Raw genomic sequence first — 17,784 nt, forward strand, 5'->3', positions numbered from 1 at the left:
TGCGATAAAAAACGAATATTTCTTAATAGAATTTAGCAAGTTGATATAAAGGTCGAAACTACCATTATGGTGACGGAGCTGAGTCGTCTAATCCCTTCATTAAAATTGAACATTTTTAATTCTACAATCGACCAAGTAAGAACGTGCATTCGCTTTTGGTTTGCGTTAAAATAAAAGAAAAATGTAAGAGGGATAAAAAATGGAGCCTATCAAATTTATTCATGCTGCAGATTTACATTTAGACAGCCCGATGGTGGGATTAAAAGACTTACCCGACTTCATATTTGAGCGGTTAAAGGAAAGTACATTCCGTTCATTTATTAAGCTCATTGATGTTGCAATAAGTGAAAAAGTTGATTTTGTTATCTTAGCGGGAGATTTATATGATGCAAGTGATCGGAGTATAAAAGCACAAAACATCTTGCGAGAACAGATGTTACGTTTACATAAGGCTAGAATTCGTGCATTTATTGTTCATGGTAACCATGATCATCTAGGTGGAGAGTGGATTAAATTAACGATGCCAGAGAATGTATTTATTTTTGGTGAAATACCAGAAGTAACTAGATTTAAAAAAAACGATACAATTATTCATCTTTATGGCTTTAGTTACAAAGAACGACATGTCGATGAAAGAATGGTTCAGCTTTATCAGAAAGAAGAAGCGGCTGGTTATCATATCGGCATTTTACATGGCAATTTGGAAGGATTAACAGAACACGGGAACTATGCACCGTTTACGATTTCTGACTTGATAGAAAAGCAGTTTGATTATTGGGCCCTTGGTCATATACATAAAAGAGCTGAAATCAATACAGTGCCGCCAATTATTTATCCAGGGAATATACAAGGACGACATAAAAAGGAAACAGGTATAAAGGGTTGTTATTTAATAGAATTACAAGAGCATATTTGCGAGAAGCGATTTATTGAGACAAATGATGTGGTTTGGGATGAAGTGGTCCTTGATTGTAGTTCATTCAATTCTTTTGAGGTTTTATTATCAAATTGTATCAAATTGTTAGAATCAAAAAGAAGAGAAGGAAAAGCCATTATACTTAAATTAGAATTACAACACTTGAGTATGAGTGAAATAGAAGAAAAGGCCTTTAGGTCAGGTGAATTAATAGAATTTCTCCAAGAAACTGAACGAATACAACAATCCTTCGTTTGGGTAAATGAGTTAAAAGTTAAAAAGCAGTTAGTGTGGGATGAGGAAAGTTTACGAAGTCAGTCACCTTTTTATAAAGAAATGTTAGATCTTGCAAATGAAGAAATAGTACTGAAGGCATTATCCCCATTATATAGGCATAAACAAGCAAGTCGATGGATAGATGAAATATCACAAACAGATCAAAAAGAAATTGTTGCAGATGCAAAGCAATTGTTACTTGAACTATTAGTGGAGGGGGTGAACGAATGAAGCTTAAAGGTATGGAGATCTATGGTTACGGAAAATGGGAAAATATCAAAATTAAACAGTTAAACGATTTTCATTGTTTTTACGGGCAAAATGAAGCGGGTAAATCAACACTGATGTCTTTTATTCATAGTATGTTATTTGGTTTTCCATCTAAAAAAGGAAATGAAAGAAATTATAAACCTAAGAATAGTAGTCAATATGGTGGGAAATTGATTTTCACTTTACCAGATGGTCATGAAGCAATGATTGAGAGAGTAAAGGAAAGAACACCGGATGAAGTGAACGTTGTGCTCAGTTCCGGAAGAAGCGGTGGTTCTACGTTATTAGAGGAATTGCTCCAAGGGATGGACCAACCATTATACCGAGCGATCTTCTCTTTTGACCTGTTTGATATTCAAAATGTGCAATCATTTAGTAAAGAAGATTTAGGGCATTTTTTATTTTCTTCTGCGGTTGTTGGAACAGATGGCATTTTAAAGGCAGAACAATATTTGCAGAAGCAACTCGATTTGCGTTTTAAGCCATCTGGAACAAAGCCAGTTTTAAACAGCGGTTTAAAAGAGCTAAAAAAAGCATATGAAAATCTAAAAAAAGCGGAAAAAACGAATAACCTTTATAAAGAACGAACTGAGAAAAAAGAAGAATTAATTTATAATAACGAACTACTTGAACAAGAAGTGGAACAGTTAGAAGCGATGCTAAGCTCTTTAAGGAAGTGGTTTACGGTTGAGGAAGTATATCTTCATTATTTAAGTTTACTAGATGAAGAAAGTCAATTAGACGTAGATGAATTTCCAATAGATGGGTTAAAGCAATTAGAGGCTATACAACAGAGTAAGGAAGTATTAGAAGACCAAAGAAATGAACTCATCATGAAAAGAAGTACCCTTGACGAAAAATTAATGAATGCAGGATTACAGAAGCAAATACTTGAAAATAGAGCAGAAATCGAAGCTGTTTGCGAACTGAATACTGTCAGAGAGAATCAAGTGCAGACGAAGAATGAATGGCAACTCGAAATAAAAGCTTTGGAGGAAGAATTGCAGCATATGTCAGATAAGCTGCATATGCAAATATCTGACGAAGAGATTTTATCTTTTGATACGAGTATGTTTCAAAAAGAACTTATCTCTAATGTAATGAAGAAAAAGTCGCGGTTGTCCGATAGAAAAGTACAATTGGATGAAGAGTCGGAGACTATAAGAACTGAATTAAATGGATTAGAAAATAAAATAAATGAAAGTAGAAAGAAGTTACTATCAAGAGAAGAGAGAGCAAACATTCTTAAACAAATCACTACTTTTGAGCAAAAGGAAAGTCACCATCAGAGATTAACTGAAATCAATGTCAATATACAATTGCTCACAGAGAAACATAAACAAGCAATTACTAAGGATAAGAGATCCCAAAAAATTGAATATATGAAGATAAGTTCACTTTTATTATTATTTATTTTCATTGGCATATGGGGATTCTTTGAAGCTTCATTCCTCATCCAAGCATTAGCGATTGGTGGAATCTGTATTACTTTTATTAGTTCATTTTTTAAACAGAAGGCAGTCTACTCTAGTGGAATAAAGGATGAATTAGATTATTTAAGACAACAAAAAGTGGTATTAGAAAAACAAGAGCCCATCGCTGCTAAGGAGCAGGTAGATGAATGGAAGCAGCAAATTGAAAGAGATAAAGAGCAAGAAGCCGAAGTCGCCGAATACGCTCGGCGATTAGATTATGTCAATAGTCAGTATGAAAAAATCATTGCCGCATATGAAGTGTGGGAAGGTGAGATGAGAGAAGTTGATAGTAAGATAGATCTCATTGCCGAGCCATATAAATTAAATAAATCAACTATGAAAAATCAATTACTTGATGCCTTCTTATTGATTGAAGAGATGAAGGGCACGATTAGAAAAAGGAAGATAAAGAAAGCGAAATTGGATGACTTAAGCCAATCTATTACTAATATAGAGGAGAAACTATCTCATTATTTCTCGTTAGTGGTTATCGAACCACGCTCTTATGCTGATGGCGTGATTCAGTTAAAAGATATCATCGATAAAGAAAGAAACAAACTTGCAAACTTTGAAAAAAATAACGAAATAAGAGAATCAATCCAATCAGATATTACGATTATAGACGAGAAAATAGCAAATAGAGAAAAGCATATTCAATCGTTACTAGAAGAAGCAGGTGTGTCTTCAATCATAGCTTTTAAAGAAAAAGGGATGGCTGCTAAAAGGAAGCAAGCCATTAAAGAAGAGCTACGAACCGAAAAATTAAAGTTAAATATGACAAACTTATCACAAGAGACATTAAATAAATATGTTGAATTAAGACCGACAGAAGAACAAATAAAAGAATACCAAATAAGCATTGATACGAAGAAAGAAAGAATAACCAAGCAACAAGAAATACTACATCATCTTTCTTATGAAATTAAACAATTAGAAGAAGGTGGAATTTATGCTGAACTATTACACAAATACAAACAATTAAAAGCAGAATGGAATGAGTTGGCAAAGGAATGGGCCGTGTATGCAACAGCAAAGAGCTTACTATCTGAAACGGTAAACACCTTTAAAGAAGAAGAATTCCCAAAAATATTAAAGAAAGCTGAGAGGTATTTTTCTGATTTAACATTAGGTCAATATAAGCGGATTTTTTATGATAGCGACAAAGACCATTTATTATTAGAGCATAAGGAAGGGATGTTTTTTGAGCCAAGATCGTTAAGTCAATCAACAGCTGAGCAACTTTATATTAGTTTGCGGTTGAGCTTGGCAGAAATTGTGTTCCATCGGTATCAGCTCCCTTTTATAATTGATGATGGATTTGTGAACTTTGATCATAAAAGACTGGAAGAAGTAATGCGAGTACTAAGGGGTAAAGAGGAGCAGATAATTTTCTTTACTTGTCATAAAGGGATGTTGCAAAGTTTTAACGGGGATGAAGTGATTGATTTAAGTGAACTACAAACAGCAACAAGCTTTTAAAAATGAAGGCTTTAAGATAGATATGATATACTTTTACTTAAAGGTAAGACTTAGAGGAGGCAGGTGTAACGATGACTAAAGGAATTGTTTATTACGATACAGGAGAGCAGGTTGAATTGTTCTTACTAATAAAAAATGCTACAAAAGGTGTGGCAAGTAACGGTAAACCTTTTTTAACTTTGATTTTTCAAGATAAAAGTGGGGATATCGAAGCAAAACTTTGGGATGTTTCCGAACAGGATGAAAATAATTACGTGCCAGAAACAATTGTCAAAGTGGCGGGAGATATCTTAAATTATCGTGGACGACAACAGCTACGGATAAGACAGATTCGTACGTCAAATGAAAACGATACGGTAAAGTTAGCAGACTTTTTAGAAACTGCCCCTATTGACGCTGAAGAAATGATGGGGAAAGTCACACAATACATTTTTGAAATGAAAAACCCTAATATTCAAAGAATCACTAGACATTTATTAAAGAAATATCAAGCTGAGTTTCTAGAATATCCTGCAGCGACTAAAAATCATCATGAATTTGTCTCAGGTTTAGCTTATCATGTTGTTTCAATGTTAGATCTCGCTAAAGCGATTGCAAATCTTTACCCTACGTTGGATAAGGATTTATTATATGCAGGTATCATTCTGCATGATTTAGGTAAAGTTACAGAGCTATCTGGTCCTATATCCACAACTTATACAGTAAAAGGAAACTTACTCGGCCATATTTCCATCATGGTAAGTGAGATTGAGACGGCGGCTGAGGAGCTATCAATTCAAGGAGAAGAGGTCGTTATTTTACAGCATATTGTTCTGTCTCACCATGGTAAGGCAGAATGGGGTAGCCCGAAACCGCCTTTAATTAAAGAAGCGGAAATCATTCATTATATTGATAATTTAGATGCGAAAATGAATATGCTTGATCGATCATTATCTAGAGTCAAACCAGGTGAATACACAGAAAGAGTTTTTGCGTTAGATAATCGGGCATTTTATAAGCCGACCTTTCATGAATAACTTAGAAAAGCAAGTATGTGAAATGTAAGAATGTCACATAACTTGCTTTTTTTGCGGTTTACCAGTCGGGTGTATGTGTTCGTGATGCCTATGGAAATGAGAGTAAGGTGAGCAAAATGGTTATGAAAAATTTTTTGCATATTATGGGACGAGCAGACATATTTTCTAATAAGAGAGTAAGGAGGAGTCCAATGATACCTATATGGCTTTACTTTGTGATTGCAGGTATTTTCATTAGCGCATTTATGGCGATTAAGACAGGTAGGGATGAAAGAAAGGCGGAAACTGCTCAAATTGAGCAGGAAGGTGAAGTTTATATGCAAAGGTTAGAATCCGCTAGGGATGACAAACGAGAACAATATGAAAGGCAAGAAGGATAATAAAGGTCGAACCATAGATACGAAAGGAAATATACCCATAAATAGTCTAATGGGTTCGAGACCAAAGAAAAGACCTGGTTATGTCATATAACCAGGTCTTTTATGTTATTGTTCTTCTTTTGCTTCAGCATCATTGGCTTCTGCTTCAGGAGCTTTGAATAACTCTTTAAAATCATTATCTTTTACTTCCACACCTGAATTTTCTAATTCCCTCTGCATTGCTTCTTGAATAATTGTACTGTCGACTTTCGCTACTTTCACTTGATATTCAATTTCTTCTTTCATATCTTCATATGATTCTTTTTCTTTTTTGTCAGTTACTTGAATGATATGGAAACCATGTTGTGACTCAACAGGATCACTAATTTCATCTACTTCTAATGCATAGGCAGCTTCTTCAAATTCTGCAACCATCTGACCAGCTCCAAACCAACCTAAATCGCCACCATTGGCAGCAGATGCTGTATCAGTTGAATATTCTTCAGCCACTTTTGCAAAGTCTTCGCCATCATCTAATTTCTTTTTCACTTCTTCAGCTGTTTCTTTATCGGCTACAAGAATATGACGCGCTTGGATTTCTGGCTTATAATTCTCATAGTATTCCTTCATTTCTTCTTCGGTAGCTTCAACATCTTTAATTGCCGCTTTTTCTTGCATTAGACCTGTTCTTAACATTTCTTTTAGGTCTTCTTCACTTTCCATACCGTATTGTGCAAGTGCTAATTGGAAGTTAGAACCTAATTGTTCTTTCATTGTATCTACTTGTTCATTAAGTTCATCCTCGGAAACCTCATAATTTTCTGAGAGGACTTTCTCATAAACGAGTTCTTGAAGAACTTGTTCACCATATTGTTCTTTCAAGGCTTGATAAAAGTCTTCTTGTGTAATATTTCCGTTTCCTGTTTCGACTACTACTTCAGAATCTCCTGAACTACAAGCGCTTAAAACTAATACACCTGTTGCAACAGAAAGGGATAAAATCCATTTTTTCATGTTGAACACTCCCACGTTTATTGTTGTATATACACAGTAAATACTATAACACAAATCATTTCCTTAACAAAAATATTTACTACAAAATTAGGTTTATTTAAGAAAATTTTGGGTATTAGACTAACCATTCTGGAGAGTCCAACATAGGATATAAAGAAATTGAAAATGATATTTCGTCCAAAGAAGTTTAGAGAAAATATAAAAAGACGAGATACGCGCCTATTCGCACGACAGAGTGTTTGAATAGTATGTGGTAACAACCTAATAAGGGAGGTGTTATCATGGGTGGAGGATTTGGATACGGCGGAGGCTTCGCTTTAATTGTTGTTCTTTTCATTCTATTAGTCATCGTAGGTGCTGCTTGGTTATAAAAAATAGCGTTATAAGACAATAAAGAAAGAACTTATAACGGACGATAGAAGGGAGGAAAATCCATGTCACACGGCGGTGGAGGATTTGGATACGGTGGAGGTTTCGCTTTACTCGTTGTCCTTTTCATTTTATTAGTAATTATTGGAGCTTCTTGGGTTTGCTAATTAATTCATACCTCAAGCTTTTCCATAGAGAGAAAAAAGCGGCGAAAATCTCGCCGCTTTTTTTACATTTATTTTAAGTAAATGCAATTTCAACAAAGGAAGAAATAAGCAGTATCGTAATTAAAACATTAATTGTTCGATATACTTTAGGTTGTTTCTCCTCTGGGATTTCCTTTTGTAAACATAAGGAAAAAGTAAGTCTGTTAATATTGTATAGAATAAATACAGCAAAAATAATAAAAATGGAGATCATCGATGATTCCCTCCCCTAGTCAATCGTAGTCTATTGTTTTACAATATCAAAAATAATCATAAAAAGATAGTATAAAAGGTTGGAAGAGTGGATTTTATCTAGTTTCCTTGATTTGTATTAATATATTGAGTCCAACCTCATTCTCTTCAATATATGAAAATTTAGGTGTGTTCATTACGATTTTTATATAGATTAAATCACGGCATGATAATCCAATATGCAAAGATAAAAGAATGATGAAAAACGCTCCATATTGTTGAAATGATAACATTAACAACAAAAGTGTTCCATTAATAAATAGTATTGGTGCGATTAAAGCACTTAGATACATCAATTTAGGTACTGGTTCATTGACTTTTAATTGTATCATGGGTACACATTTTGATCGTAATTCCAACGATTTCTTTATATTTTTATTTACCGGCATTAATGGAATATAATGAATCAATTTATGGATAGGATACAATCCAATCAGAAAGAGGGTAAAGATACTTAAACTTTCTGTATTAATCACTGTATCAGGAAACAAATAATTCATTGGTAAATATGTGATAATAAAGACTGTAAATGCCAGTATAGCAGACATGAAGTCCAACCATAATTGTCCATACTGCTTGTTAACATTTATCTCCTTTACACAGCTCATAAACAAAATAATCCCTCGCAGTTCAGCGCTCATGTTTTAAATTCAAACACTACTTTACTCTCCTCTTTAAGAAAAATCAATACCATTTTTTCGATAAAAAAATGATTGTTATATTTCAACATAAAAGTGAAGGGATGTAAGGGTTTTCATTATTTTATTTTATTTTATAATCAATGAATATATTGTCTTTTATACCAAAATAAAAAAGCGGAGAAGTTTGTTTATAATTCCGCTTTTATCGTACAAAATTATACTAATTCTTTTGTATATTCTTTCTTCTTTAATAGTTTACCATCTTTTTCCTCAAATTCGTTATCAATATTTGAAAATGATTTTTCGAATATTTCCATAAAATCATCTCCGTAAATGTTGCGGATAATGGCCATCACTTCAATGATTTCTGGGAATTTTCCATATAATTCTTTTAAAGGCATCGCACCTGAAAAAACAGAATTTTTATCTGGATGATATGTTTCCATTAATTCTAGAAAAACGCTTTCACCTTTATCCGTTAATTTAATGTAAGTATTCCTTTTATCACTTTCTCTTTTTGAAAATTCAAGATATCCTCTTTCTTCAAGCTTTTTAGAAAAATTAAATGCGGTAGATACATGCATAACGCCAAACTTCGCTACATCAGAAATGGATGCGCCATTTAAATGATAAGCAATCCATAAAATATGGTGTTCATTGATATTTAAGTCATATGGTTTAATCCATTGTTGCCAATCTTTTTCAATAGATTTCCATAAAGCTTTACTCAATTGAGCAACCCTTTGACTGAAAAGCATGGCTTCCTTGATTGAGAAATTCGTTTCTGACATTTCGCTTCACCTACTTTTTTATTATTGTATATTTATTATGCCAATAAAGCAAAAATTAATAAAGATATTAATTTGCATAATTTTTAGATTTTGTTTCTTGTTTTTAGGAGTAATACTTCTGTTAGCATTTGGCATAATCTTAAAGCAAACCATTTTTATAACATAATATATTAGATTTCTTTTTTAAAATAAGAAATCCTTCTTTTTTTCTAAAATAATTAGAGAAAAAAGAAGGATTGTAAAATAGAAGGATATTTATTCTTTGTCCATTGGATTGGCATGTTTTAATGTTTGTTCTAATTCAGCTATTGATTTTTCAATATTTGCGATTTCTTGTTGTAAGTTTTGCTGATGGGGCAGTATTTCACTTTTCCATTGTTTAATGGAAGATGATACGTCTTCGGTTAAAGTGGAAAGAGCTTCTTTCCCTTCTTCACCTACATGGACGATCTGATTCTTGATATCAGTTAGTTGTTTACCTAATTCTTTTATTTGAATAGAAGCCGATTTTGATTGTACAGTAATATATTTTCGGGTATCTTTACCAGAAGCAGGCGCATTAAAGAGTGTAGCTGCAGCAGCTGCTACTCCGCCAACGACAAAGCCTAAAAAAAGTGATTTCGCTTTCAATCTAAACTCTCCTCTCAATTTTAATGTCTACGTATATCATACATGAATCCAGTAAAAAGAACATCTATTACCCCTTATATTCCACGCTTAGTAGCTATATTAAACATAAAAAAAACACCTGTAGTCTACTACAGGTGAGGACGTTTATAAATGAATCGCATGTTCATTTAATTTAGTCCTTTTATTAATAGATTTTGTAATTGGGAACAATACTGCCATTAAAACGGCATTTAATAATACGGTTGGTAAGACGCTTGCTGCAAATAACCCGATAAAGGCACCTGGTAGACCTACAATGATGTAAGCAGATGTTAAAAATATAAATCCAGATATCAGTGTGCCAATCGCTGTTAAGACAATAGCGACAATTGATTTAGCGCTGATATTCTTTAACAGTGACAAAAGACCATAAAAGATAAAGGCAGTTATCAGCTTATCAATAATATTAGGAATTTGTCCTCCTGGAAATCCTGTAGTCAAGGCTGAAAGAATACCACTTACAAGTCCAATAAGAACAACGCTTTTGACGTCGGTAAATAATAAAATGCCTAAAAACATCATGACTAACATCATGTCAGGCTTTACACCCATAAAAATCGGTGGAGTTATGGCATGTAGGACAACACCCATTCCTGCCAAAAGGGCAAGGGCCACAATATTTTTACTTTTCATTTTCTCATCTCTCCTCAAGCTAATCTCATTTTGAACTGTATTCTCCTACAATGCACTCATTGCTTGCAGCGAGAACTTTTATTAATTATAACATCACAAATATCATATGAACATATCTATTTTATGGTTAATATTTTTCTTTGAAGTTCTTCATAAATGATACTAAAGCTTCTACATGTTCTAATGGAACAGCGTTATAAATAGATGCTCTACATCCTCCAACAGAGCGATGTCCATTTAACCCAACAAATCCTATTTGTTTCGCCTCTTCAAGGAATTTGGTAGAAAGTTCTTCGCTTTTTAAGTTAAAAGTGACATTCATATGAGATCGGCTCTTCTCATCAGCATGCCCAATGTAAAAGCCATTGCTATTATCAATCATATTGTATAAGAGGGAAGACTTCTCTTCATTTCTCTTGCTTATTGCCTCTATCCCACCATTTTCTTCTACCCATTCTAAAACTAGAGAGAGAAGGTAAATCGCTAGTGTTGGAGGTGTGTTATATAAAGAGTTATTTTTTGCAAACGTTTCATAGTTTAACATAGTAGGTAGTGCTGGTTGACTTTGGATGAGTTCTTTACGAATAATAACTACTGTTACCCCAGAAGGTCCTAAATTCTTCTGCGCACCTGCATAAATAAGGTCGAATTGCTCTATTTGAAATGGGCGGGACAAGATATCGCTTGACATATCTGCAATAAGCGGGACTTGTGTATTTGGATATTGGTGCCATTGTGTCCCAAAGATCGTATTATTACTCGTTAGATGGAGATAAGCTGCATCTTCTGACAAATTAATTTCCTCTAGCTCGGGAATGCGATGATAGCCCGTTTCCTTCGTCGAAGCAGCAACATGGGTGGAACCAACCTTTTTGGCTTCTTTTAATGCTTTATCTGACCATGAGCCAGTAAGGATATAGTTTGCCGTCTGATCTGGCTTTAACAAATTCATTGGGATCATAGAAAATTGTAAACTCGCTCCACCTTGTAGAAAAAGAACTTCATAATCATCTGGGATGGATAGGATGTTTCTTAATGAGGCAATAGCTTTGTTATGTACTATTTCATAATCTTTACTTCTATGGCTTAACTCCATTAAAGCCATACCTGTTCCATTAAAATCTAGCCAAGCTTCTTTTGCTTTTTCTAGGACCGCAAATGGCAAAGTTGCTGGACCTGCATTAAAGTTAAATGCTCGTTTCATGCTTTTCCCTCCATCATTCACAATGTTGTACTATATCGCTGTAGCGAAATAAAGATATCATTATGTTATCAAAAAAAACACATTTGTACAGAATTAATTAAAAAGATTTTGAATTTTTTTAGAAATATTTTAAGTAAGGTTTCTTTTAGGACGATGGTTAAAGGAAAGTGAGATGGAGAGGAGAAAATATATATTTATTGGCTTTGGATTCTTGAGTGTAGATACAATTACATGGGAGGTTGATAGAAATACTTGTGAATAGGTTTTATCAGACACAGATCTTGCTGTGCCTGATAAAAGCTTTATGATAAATGACTATGTATTTGTTGTGACATCATTTGGAGATCTTCAGGCGTATATTCTGAAGTATGTGTTTTCCATACGACACCTAAACCATCACCTTGGCCATATCTAGGAATAAGGTGCATATGATAATGAAAAACCGTTTGGCCAGCAATTTCCCCATTATTATTAATCGTGTTTAATCCATCAGGCTGGAACTCTGCTTTAAGCGCACGACTAATGGCTGGAACAGCTTCAAATACGTGACGGGCTGTTTCTTCATCTAATTCAAAGATATTTTCTTTATGAACCTTTGGAATAATCAACGTATGACCTTTGGTTACTTGACTGATATCTAGAAATGCAACGACATGCTCATTTTCATACACTTTTGCTGATGGGATTTCCCCAGCTACTATTTTACAAAAGATGCAATCACTCATATTCTTTTCATCTCCCTTATGCTTGAATTGACCATATTTTATCATAAAATTAGACAAATCATAAATAAAAGAAGCAGGATTCAATAAGAATCCTGCCGAAATTGAAGGGGAATGCTTCTTGGCTTCTACTCTTGGAAATACTCTTTAACAAACACCTCATTTGACAGTTTTGTTAAATGCATTGAATAACTACCATCACAAACTACTTGTAATTGGTATCTTTAATAAACACCTCATTTAGAAATGATGATTTAAACCACTTTCGGTAAAGCGATTTAAATGTTTAAAAAAAGCTCAATGCGTTTTCATTACATTTGTGCAATAAAAACATCTCCTTTAATAGTTGCATTTGAAGCTACAATCGGTTTGAAAGATTATTGTCTGCCGTAGACACCTCATTCAAGTTCATTCATTAAGATAATGAATGTTGATTTGTATTCCCCTTCATAAAATAGAATGCCCGTAATAAGAAGAGATATGCGTCACCCAAAAAAATAGTTGTTTTCTTTACAATATGGTTTTAATTTACTTACAATAAGAATAACTTTTTACAAGGAAGGTCGATCAAATGACTTTATTAAATATTAAAGAGGTAACAGGTGGTTATACGAGAAATCCCGTATTAAAGGGTATTTCCTTTGATGTCAAACCGAATGAAATTGTAGGATTAATTGGACTGAATGGTGCAGGTAAAAGTACAACAATCAAGCATGTTATTGGTCTTATGGAGCCAAATAAAGGTGAGATAACAATTAATGGGAAAACATTCTTAAGTGACAAAGATGCGTATCGTAGACAATATACCTTTATACCAGAAACGCCTATTTTGTATGATGAATTAACCTTAGATGAACATTTAGAAATGACAGCTATGGCTTATGGACTCGAACGCGAAACCTTAAAAGAAAGAAAAGCGCAGTTACTTAAGGAATTTAGGATGGAAAAGCGCTTAAAATGGTTTCCTGCCCATTTCTCAAAAGGAATGAAACAAAAAGTAATGATTATGTGTGCTTTCCTTGTTCAACCTTCCTTATATATTGTTGATGAACCTTTTGTAGGGCTTGATCCGCTCGGAATTCAATCACTATTGAATTTAATGGAGAAAATGAAGAATACCGGCGCAGGTATCCTGATGTCCACTCACATTTTAGCAACTGCAGAAAGATATTGTGATCGCTTTGTGATCATACATGAAGGTGAAATTAGAGCGAAAGGCACATTAGAAGAGCTAAGGGTACAATTTAATATGGCCGGTGCTACATTAGATGATTTATATATCCAGTTAACAAAGGAAGAAAATTATGAATGATATACAAAGTATCTGGAAGAATCGCTTTGCGAATAGAACAAAGGAACTAAGTCGCTACTTAAAATATATTTTCAATGGCCACATCGTTATTGTAATGGTATTTCTTATTGGTACAGTGGCCTATTATTATCAAGAGTGGCTAAAAACGCTCACTTCGGATTTTCCAGTGGCAGAAATTATGGCCATTCTACTTGGTCTTATCGTTACATATAGCCCGATTTATACATTTTTAGAAGAAGCAGATCGTGTGTTTTTACTGCCATTAGAGAATAAACTAGGTATGTATTTCAAGAAAGCAATTTTAACTAGCTTTTTATTATCCTCATACTTAATTCTAATTGGCTTGGCCGTGTTAATGCCAATGTATGCAAGTGTAAATCAAGGAGATTTCAGTTCGTTTTTTCCGTTTTTAATTATTTTGTTGTTAGTAAAGGGTGTGAATATGCTTATTCGTTGGCGAGTTCAATATGAGATGGATTATACTACCCATTTAATTGACTCATTTGTTAGATTCGTCATTAATGTTGCGTTGTTATTTTTCATATTTAGCTCAGCACATATTGGGTTCACAGTCGCCACTATAGGTATTCTTTTATTACTTTATTTGTATTTTTATCAGAAAACAAAAGGAAAAGGATTAAAATGGGAATTCTTAATTCAATCTGAAGAGAGAAAAATGGCCAAGTTTTATCGAGTGGCAAATATGTTTACAGATGTACCACATTTACGTGATCAAATTAAGCGGAGAAAATGGTTGGACTGGGTGTTACAATCGGTTTCCTATCAGCAGGAAAACACCTTTCATTATTTATACTTAAGAACTTTTCTCCGAACGGGAGATTATCTAGGCATCTTTTTCCGTTTAACAGCCATCGGCGGTGTGTTAATCTATTTTATTAATAATGGAATCGCACAAATAGTTATTGCCATGCTTTTTATCTATCTAACTGGGTTTCAACTCGTACCATTGTGGAGACAACATCAAAATAAATTATGGATAGATTTATATCCAGTCGATGTTAAAATTCGAGAAAATTCATTTAAATGGTTAATTGCTCGTGTACTAATCATTCAAGCCATCATTTATGCGTTACTCATTATGATAAAAGGAAGTTTCTTTGTAGGTTTTGGTGTGCTCGTTTTAAGTGGGTTAGTAGCCGTTGGTTATGCATATCTTTATATGATGAAAACATTGCGTTCTCAATCGTAAGCTGATAGAAGTAATAATTGATAATGGAGTGTGTGATATTATGGGGAGTTATGAGGATGCTGTCTCAAGAGAAGTAAAAGATTGGCTTTATCAAATGCGGAAAAAGTCAAGGTTATGGAAAAGAACATCCAAGCATGCCCAAGATAAATTCAATGGATTAATCCCAGAAAAAGCTCATCACTTGATAACAGATGCTATCAAACATATGGTAAAAGCTACATTATGGGGGAGTGAATATACAACTAAGAGACCTTCTCATATAGTGGTTACGTTACAGGAACAAGATGAAAAGTTAACAGAGACGTTGATTAAATACAGAAACACGGCTTCCGTTGAAGGAGCAGGAACAGGTGCTGTAGGATTTATAGGTGGGTTAGCAGATTTTCCACTGCTTCTTAGCATAAAAATGAAGTTCCTATTTGAAGCAGCAATGATATATGGTTATGATACTTCAGAATATGAAGAAAGATTATTTTTACTTCATATTTTCCAATTAGCATTTTCAAGTGATGATAAACGGAGAGAAACAATGGATATCATTGAAGATTGGGAAAATAGGAAAGCAGAGCTTGTAGATATGGACTGGCAGGTATTTCAACAAGAATACAGGGACCATATTGACTTAATTAAAATGTTACAAATGATTCCTGGGATTGGTGCTGTAGTTGGTGCCTATGCTAATTTTCATTTATTGGAACAATTAGGGGCGGTCGCTAAAAATGCTTATCGGTTAAGAAGAATCCAACAAAATAACTGAACTAATTGCCACAGATGTTACTTCTGTGGTTTTTTTGTTATAAAAACATATTTCCTGGGGAATTCCGACAAAAAAATTGGCCATGTCGAATGGTGATACACACAACTTTTTCTCCCAAACATATTTTAAAGTAATCCATTAGGGCAGATGCCTAATAAATGGATGAGGGGGGAGAATGACGAACATGGGCGTCGAATTAACAGCAATACATTGGATTTATGTAGTGTTTATCTTATTAATTATTGGATTTATGGTCGCTAGAAGAGATACAACCTTTATTTGTATAGTCGGGATATTCTTAATCACGATCACAGCAACGAATTCGATTAATTCTTCGATCAGTGGAATTTTTAACAGTTTTATTTTTGCTATTACGGAATTACTACCTACAATATTAGTCATCTCAATTATTGTAGGTATGAGTAAAACATTAACATCAACAGGCATTAATGATGTCATGATTTCACCATTTACAAAACTGATTAAAACACCAACGTTAGCTTATTGGGTAATAGGGATTTTAATGATGGGAATTTCATGGTTCTTTTGGCCGTCCCCGGCAGTTGCTTTAATTGGTGCAGTGTTATTACCAGTTGCTTTAAGAGCAGGTCTACCTGCACTAGCAGTAGCGATGTCAATGAACTTATTTGGTCATGGTATAGCATTATCAGGAGACTTTGTTATTCAAGCTGCTCCTAAACTGACTGCAGACGCAGCAGGGTTACCAGTTGGCGATGTCATCTCAGCAAGTATTCCACTCGTTATTGTTATGGGTGTTGTGACCACCTTAACAGCGTTTTTCTTTATTAAGAGGGATATGAATTCAGGCAAACTTAATATGTCAACTGCTATGACGGAAAGTGCAGATTTACCAACTGATTTACCGCAAGCAAACCTACTTACACCAATACAAAAAAAGATTTTTGCTATTCTTATTCCCGTTTTATTTGTGATTGATGTGGTTGTAATGTTTTTATTCGACCTTCAAGGAGGGGATGCAACCGCTTTAATTGGGGGTACAGCTATTCTCATTTTACTCACGATTACATTATTTTCTCATAGACAAAAAGGCCTCGAAAAAATAACCACTTATTTAGTCGAAGGATTTCAATTCGGGTTTAAAGTATTTGGACCAGTGATTCCAATTGCTGCATTCTTTTATTTGGGAGATGCTGGGTTTCAAGCAATCATCGGAGAGCGGCTTCCTCAACATTCACATGGAATCGTCAACGATTTAGGCGTTGCACTTGCATCTGTTGTACCATTAACTGCACAAGTTGGTGCGATTACATTAACGGTAGTAGGAGCAATAACTGGCTTGGATGGATCAGGTTTTTCAGGAATATCATTGGCTGGATCTATTGGTAGTTTGTTTGGTACAGCGATTGGTGATGGTGCAGCAACATTAACTGCTTTAGGTCAAATTGCAGGAATTTGGGTAGGTGGCGGAGCGTTAATTCCATGGGCAATGATTCCCGTTGCCGCTATATGTAAAGTGGATGTATTTGAGTTAGCGAGGCGTAATTTTCTTCCTGTCGTCATTGGTTTGATTGTGACAACAATTGTAGCGATGTTTTTAATATAGTGATATAAAATTGATAGGGCTGAGGCGAAGTGAAGTAGCCTCAGCCTTTTTATAAACATTCTCGTCGCTGGCGTTTTTTTCTATTACTGTAATTGGCTGATGTTTTTTCAAGTGGGAAGCTTTTATTTATCTGTCGTTTGTATATAATAAAAACTGGTATATGCAGGATCTGATAGTAATTCTTTCTTATTACTTTGTTCTTCCTGTATTTTTTTTGCTATAGGATTTGTACTTTCCCAGTTCTTATATGAAGATTCGGAGTCCCAGGCTGTAATAATTACATAAGTATGACCTTTCATCGGAGTTAAAACCCTAGCTGCTCTAAAACCAATTGTATTTGTAAAGTTTGAAGAGAATTGCTGAAATTTGAATTCGAAAATGGGTTTTCCTTCATCAGTTAAGGGGATATATTGAATAGCAATAAATTTACTTCTATGAAGGTCTCCAGTTGAATCATGGATGTGATAAGATTTTGGTTGTTGAAACTTACTTTTTTTGCTTTCTGTTTCATGTACTAACAGGGTATTCTGACTATTTTGCATGAGAACGATATTCTCATTACTGAATTTTTCCATCAGGGGAAGTAGGAAATTTTTAGTGCCGCTTGTCATATAAAGATTCATTACTT

General features: G+C 34.2%; 19 protein-coding genes. 10 read left to right on the forward strand and 9 right to left on the reverse strand.

The window, feature by feature from the left end; genetic code table 11:
- Positions 1 to 199 precede the first annotated feature (199 nt).
- The 4 genes from MKX67_RS07685 (at position 200) to MKX67_RS07700 (ending at position 5,812) form a co-directional block, all read left to right on the forward strand.
- Complete coding sequence (locus MKX67_RS07685; protein WP_342489094.1) at positions 200 to 1,423, forward strand: DNA repair exonuclease; 1,224 nt, start codon at positions 200 to 202, stop codon at positions 1,421 to 1,423.
- Complete coding sequence (locus MKX67_RS07690; RefSeq protein WP_342489095.1) at positions 1,420 to 4,416, forward strand: AAA family ATPase; 2,997 nt, start codon at positions 1,420 to 1,422, stop codon at positions 4,414 to 4,416. The genes MKX67_RS07685 and MKX67_RS07690 overlap by 4 nt, the downstream gene beginning before the upstream one ends.
- A 71-nt stretch (positions 4,417 to 4,487) precedes the next feature.
- Entirely contained in the window at positions 4,488 to 5,432 is a 945-nt protein-coding gene (yhaM, locus tag MKX67_RS07695; RefSeq protein ID WP_095369916.1) for a 3'-5' exoribonuclease YhaM, read from the forward strand.
- Positions 5,433 to 5,623: 191 nt separating this feature from the next.
- Positions 5,624 to 5,812: a sporulation YhaL family protein gene (locus MKX67_RS07700; protein ID WP_095369915.1), complete on the forward strand. Its 189-nt coding sequence runs from the start codon at positions 5,624 to 5,626 to the stop codon at positions 5,810 to 5,812.
- 105 nt (positions 5,813 to 5,917) lie between these two features.
- Here the strand turns inward: MKX67_RS07700 and MKX67_RS07705 are convergent, their stop codons facing one another.
- Positions 5,918 to 6,805: a peptidylprolyl isomerase gene (locus tag MKX67_RS07705; protein WP_289433286.1), complete on the reverse strand. Its 888-nt coding sequence runs from the start codon at positions 6,803 to 6,805 to the stop codon at positions 5,918 to 5,920.
- Positions 6,806 to 7,086: 281 nt separating this feature from the next.
- Here MKX67_RS07705 and MKX67_RS07710 point away from each other — a divergent pair, with 281 nt between their 5' ends.
- Positions 7,087 to 7,176 (forward strand): YjcZ family sporulation protein, encoded by a 90-nt coding sequence (locus MKX67_RS07710; protein WP_095369913.1) that lies wholly within the window; start codon positions 7,087 to 7,089, stop codon positions 7,174 to 7,176.
- A gap of 63 nt (positions 7,177 to 7,239) precedes the next feature.
- On the forward strand, positions 7,240 to 7,341 hold the full coding sequence (locus tag MKX67_RS07715; RefSeq protein WP_095369912.1) for a YjcZ family sporulation protein: 102 nt from the start codon (positions 7,240 to 7,242) through the stop codon (positions 7,339 to 7,341).
- Positions 7,342 to 7,414: 73 nt separating this feature from the next.
- Here MKX67_RS07715 and MKX67_RS07720 read toward each other — a convergent pair whose 3' ends face one another.
- From MKX67_RS07720 to MKX67_RS07750, 7 genes are all read right to left on the reverse strand, one after another.
- Positions 7,415 to 7,594 carry a hypothetical protein gene (locus MKX67_RS07720; RefSeq protein ID WP_095369911.1) on the reverse strand — a complete coding sequence of 60 codons (180 nt, stop codon included), beginning with the start codon at positions 7,592 to 7,594 and terminating at the stop codon, positions 7,415 to 7,417.
- Positions 7,595 to 7,688: 94 nt separating this feature from the next.
- Entirely contained in the window at positions 7,689 to 8,240 is a 552-nt protein-coding gene (locus tag MKX67_RS07725) for a DUF3267 domain-containing protein (RefSeq protein WP_180316987.1), read from the reverse strand.
- 248 nt (positions 8,241 to 8,488) lie between these two features.
- The gene (locus MKX67_RS07730; protein WP_224937656.1) at positions 8,489 to 9,064 is read right to left on the reverse strand and encodes an HTH-type transcriptional regulator Hpr; all 576 of its coding nucleotides are present in this window, start codon (positions 9,062 to 9,064) and stop codon (positions 8,489 to 8,491) included.
- 255 nt (positions 9,065 to 9,319) lie between these two features.
- The gene (locus tag MKX67_RS07735) at positions 9,320 to 9,694 is read right to left on the reverse strand and encodes a YtxH domain-containing protein (RefSeq protein WP_341091914.1); all 375 of its coding nucleotides are present in this window, start codon (positions 9,692 to 9,694) and stop codon (positions 9,320 to 9,322) included.
- A 144-nt stretch (positions 9,695 to 9,838) separates the two neighbouring features.
- On the reverse strand, positions 9,839 to 10,366 hold the full coding sequence (locus MKX67_RS07740; RefSeq protein ID WP_095369907.1) for a tryptophan transporter: 528 nt from the start codon (positions 10,364 to 10,366) through the stop codon (positions 9,839 to 9,841).
- A 127-nt stretch (positions 10,367 to 10,493) separates the two neighbouring features.
- Positions 10,494 to 11,570, reverse strand: coding sequence for a 3-phosphoserine/phosphohydroxythreonine transaminase (serC, locus tag MKX67_RS07745; RefSeq protein ID WP_095369906.1), 1,077 nt, complete (start codon positions 11,568 to 11,570; stop codon positions 10,494 to 10,496).
- A gap of 302 nt (positions 11,571 to 11,872) precedes the next feature.
- Entirely contained in the window at positions 11,873 to 12,295 is a 423-nt protein-coding gene (locus MKX67_RS07750) for an HIT family protein (protein ID WP_095373489.1), read from the reverse strand.
- Between the two features lie 568 nt (positions 12,296 to 12,863).
- Between MKX67_RS07750 and MKX67_RS07755 the strand changes: the two genes are divergently transcribed.
- From MKX67_RS07755 to MKX67_RS07770, 4 genes are all read left to right on the forward strand, one after another.
- The gene (locus tag MKX67_RS07755) at positions 12,864 to 13,604 is read left to right on the forward strand and encodes an ABC transporter ATP-binding protein (protein WP_095369905.1); all 741 of its coding nucleotides are present in this window, start codon (positions 12,864 to 12,866) and stop codon (positions 13,602 to 13,604) included.
- Positions 13,597 to 14,814, forward strand: coding sequence for an ABC transporter permease (locus tag MKX67_RS07760; protein ID WP_342489096.1), 1,218 nt, complete (start codon positions 13,597 to 13,599; stop codon positions 14,812 to 14,814). The genes MKX67_RS07755 and MKX67_RS07760 overlap by 8 nt, the downstream gene beginning before the upstream one ends.
- Positions 14,815 to 14,854: 40 nt before the next feature.
- A complete protein-coding gene (locus tag MKX67_RS07765; protein WP_095369903.1) occupies positions 14,855 to 15,571 on the forward strand; it encodes an EcsC family protein in 717 nt (238 codons plus the stop codon).
- A gap of 184 nt (positions 15,572 to 15,755) precedes the next feature.
- Positions 15,756 to 17,156, forward strand: coding sequence for a hypothetical protein (locus MKX67_RS07770; RefSeq protein ID WP_342489263.1), 1,401 nt, complete (start codon positions 15,756 to 15,758; stop codon positions 17,154 to 17,156).
- A gap of 122 nt (positions 17,157 to 17,278) precedes the next feature.
- On the opposite strand, the gene MKX67_RS07775 is transcribed toward MKX67_RS07770, so the two are convergent.
- Positions 17,279 to 17,779: an antibiotic biosynthesis monooxygenase gene (locus tag MKX67_RS07775; RefSeq protein WP_095369902.1), complete on the reverse strand. Its 501-nt coding sequence runs from the start codon at positions 17,777 to 17,779 to the stop codon at positions 17,279 to 17,281.
- Positions 17,780 to 17,784: the final 5 nt, after the last annotated feature.

The organism is Cytobacillus sp. FSL W7-1323, assembly GCF_038595015.1.
Lineage (GTDB): Bacteria > Bacillota > Bacilli > Bacillales > Cytobacillaceae > Cytobacillus > Cytobacillus kochii.

Bases quoted from the DNA above. Each gene is read 5' to 3' on its own strand.
- MKX67_RS07765 (WP_095369903.1), top strand. From the start codon at position 14,855: ATGGGGAGTTATGAGGATGCTGTCTCAAGAGAAGTAAAAGATTGGCTT.
- serC (WP_095369906.1), bottom strand. From the start codon at position 11,570: ATGAAACGAGCATTTAACTTTAATGCAGGTCCAGCAACTTTGCCATTT.
- MKX67_RS07710 (WP_095369913.1), top strand. From the start codon at position 7,087: ATGGGTGGAGGATTTGGATACGGCGGAGGCTTCGCTTTAATTGTTGTT.
- MKX67_RS07740 (WP_095369907.1), bottom strand. From the start codon at position 10,366: ATGAAAAGTAAAAATATTGTGGCCCTTGCCCTTTTGGCAGGAATGGGT.
- MKX67_RS07760 (WP_342489096.1), top strand. From the start codon at position 13,597: ATGAATGATATACAAAGTATCTGGAAGAATCGCTTTGCGAATAGAACA.
- MKX67_RS07750 (WP_095373489.1), bottom strand. From the start codon at position 12,295: ATGAGTGATTGCATCTTTTGTAAAATAGTAGCTGGGGAAATCCCATCA.
- MKX67_RS07770 (WP_342489263.1), top strand. From the start codon at position 15,756: ATGGGCGTCGAATTAACAGCAATACATTGGATTTATGTAGTGTTTATC.
- MKX67_RS07755 (WP_095369905.1), top strand. From the start codon at position 12,864: ATGACTTTATTAAATATTAAAGAGGTAACAGGTGGTTATACGAGAAAT.
- yhaM (WP_095369916.1), top strand. From the start codon at position 4,488: ATGACTAAAGGAATTGTTTATTACGATACAGGAGAGCAGGTTGAATTG.
- MKX67_RS07730 (WP_224937656.1), bottom strand. From the start codon at position 9,064: ATGTCAGAAACGAATTTCTCAATCAAGGAAGCCATGCTTTTCAGTCAA.
- MKX67_RS07685 (WP_342489094.1), top strand. From the start codon at position 200: ATGGAGCCTATCAAATTTATTCATGCTGCAGATTTACATTTAGACAGC.
- MKX67_RS07705 (WP_289433286.1), bottom strand. From the start codon at position 6,805: ATGAAAAAATGGATTTTATCCCTTTCTGTTGCAACAGGTGTATTAGTT.
- MKX67_RS07725 (WP_180316987.1), bottom strand. From the start codon at position 8,240: ATGAGCTGTGTAAAGGAGATAAATGTTAACAAGCAGTATGGACAATTA.
- MKX67_RS07775 (WP_095369902.1), bottom strand. From the start codon at position 17,779: ATGAATCTTTATATGACAAGCGGCACTAAAAATTTCCTACTTCCCCTG.
- MKX67_RS07720 (WP_095369911.1), bottom strand. From the start codon at position 7,594: ATGATCTCCATTTTTATTATTTTTGCTGTATTTATTCTATACAATATT.
- MKX67_RS07715 (WP_095369912.1), top strand. From the start codon at position 7,240: ATGTCACACGGCGGTGGAGGATTTGGATACGGTGGAGGTTTCGCTTTA.
- MKX67_RS07690 (WP_342489095.1), top strand. From the start codon at position 1,420: ATGAAGCTTAAAGGTATGGAGATCTATGGTTACGGAAAATGGGAAAAT.
- MKX67_RS07700 (WP_095369915.1), top strand. From the start codon at position 5,624: ATGATACCTATATGGCTTTACTTTGTGATTGCAGGTATTTTCATTAGC.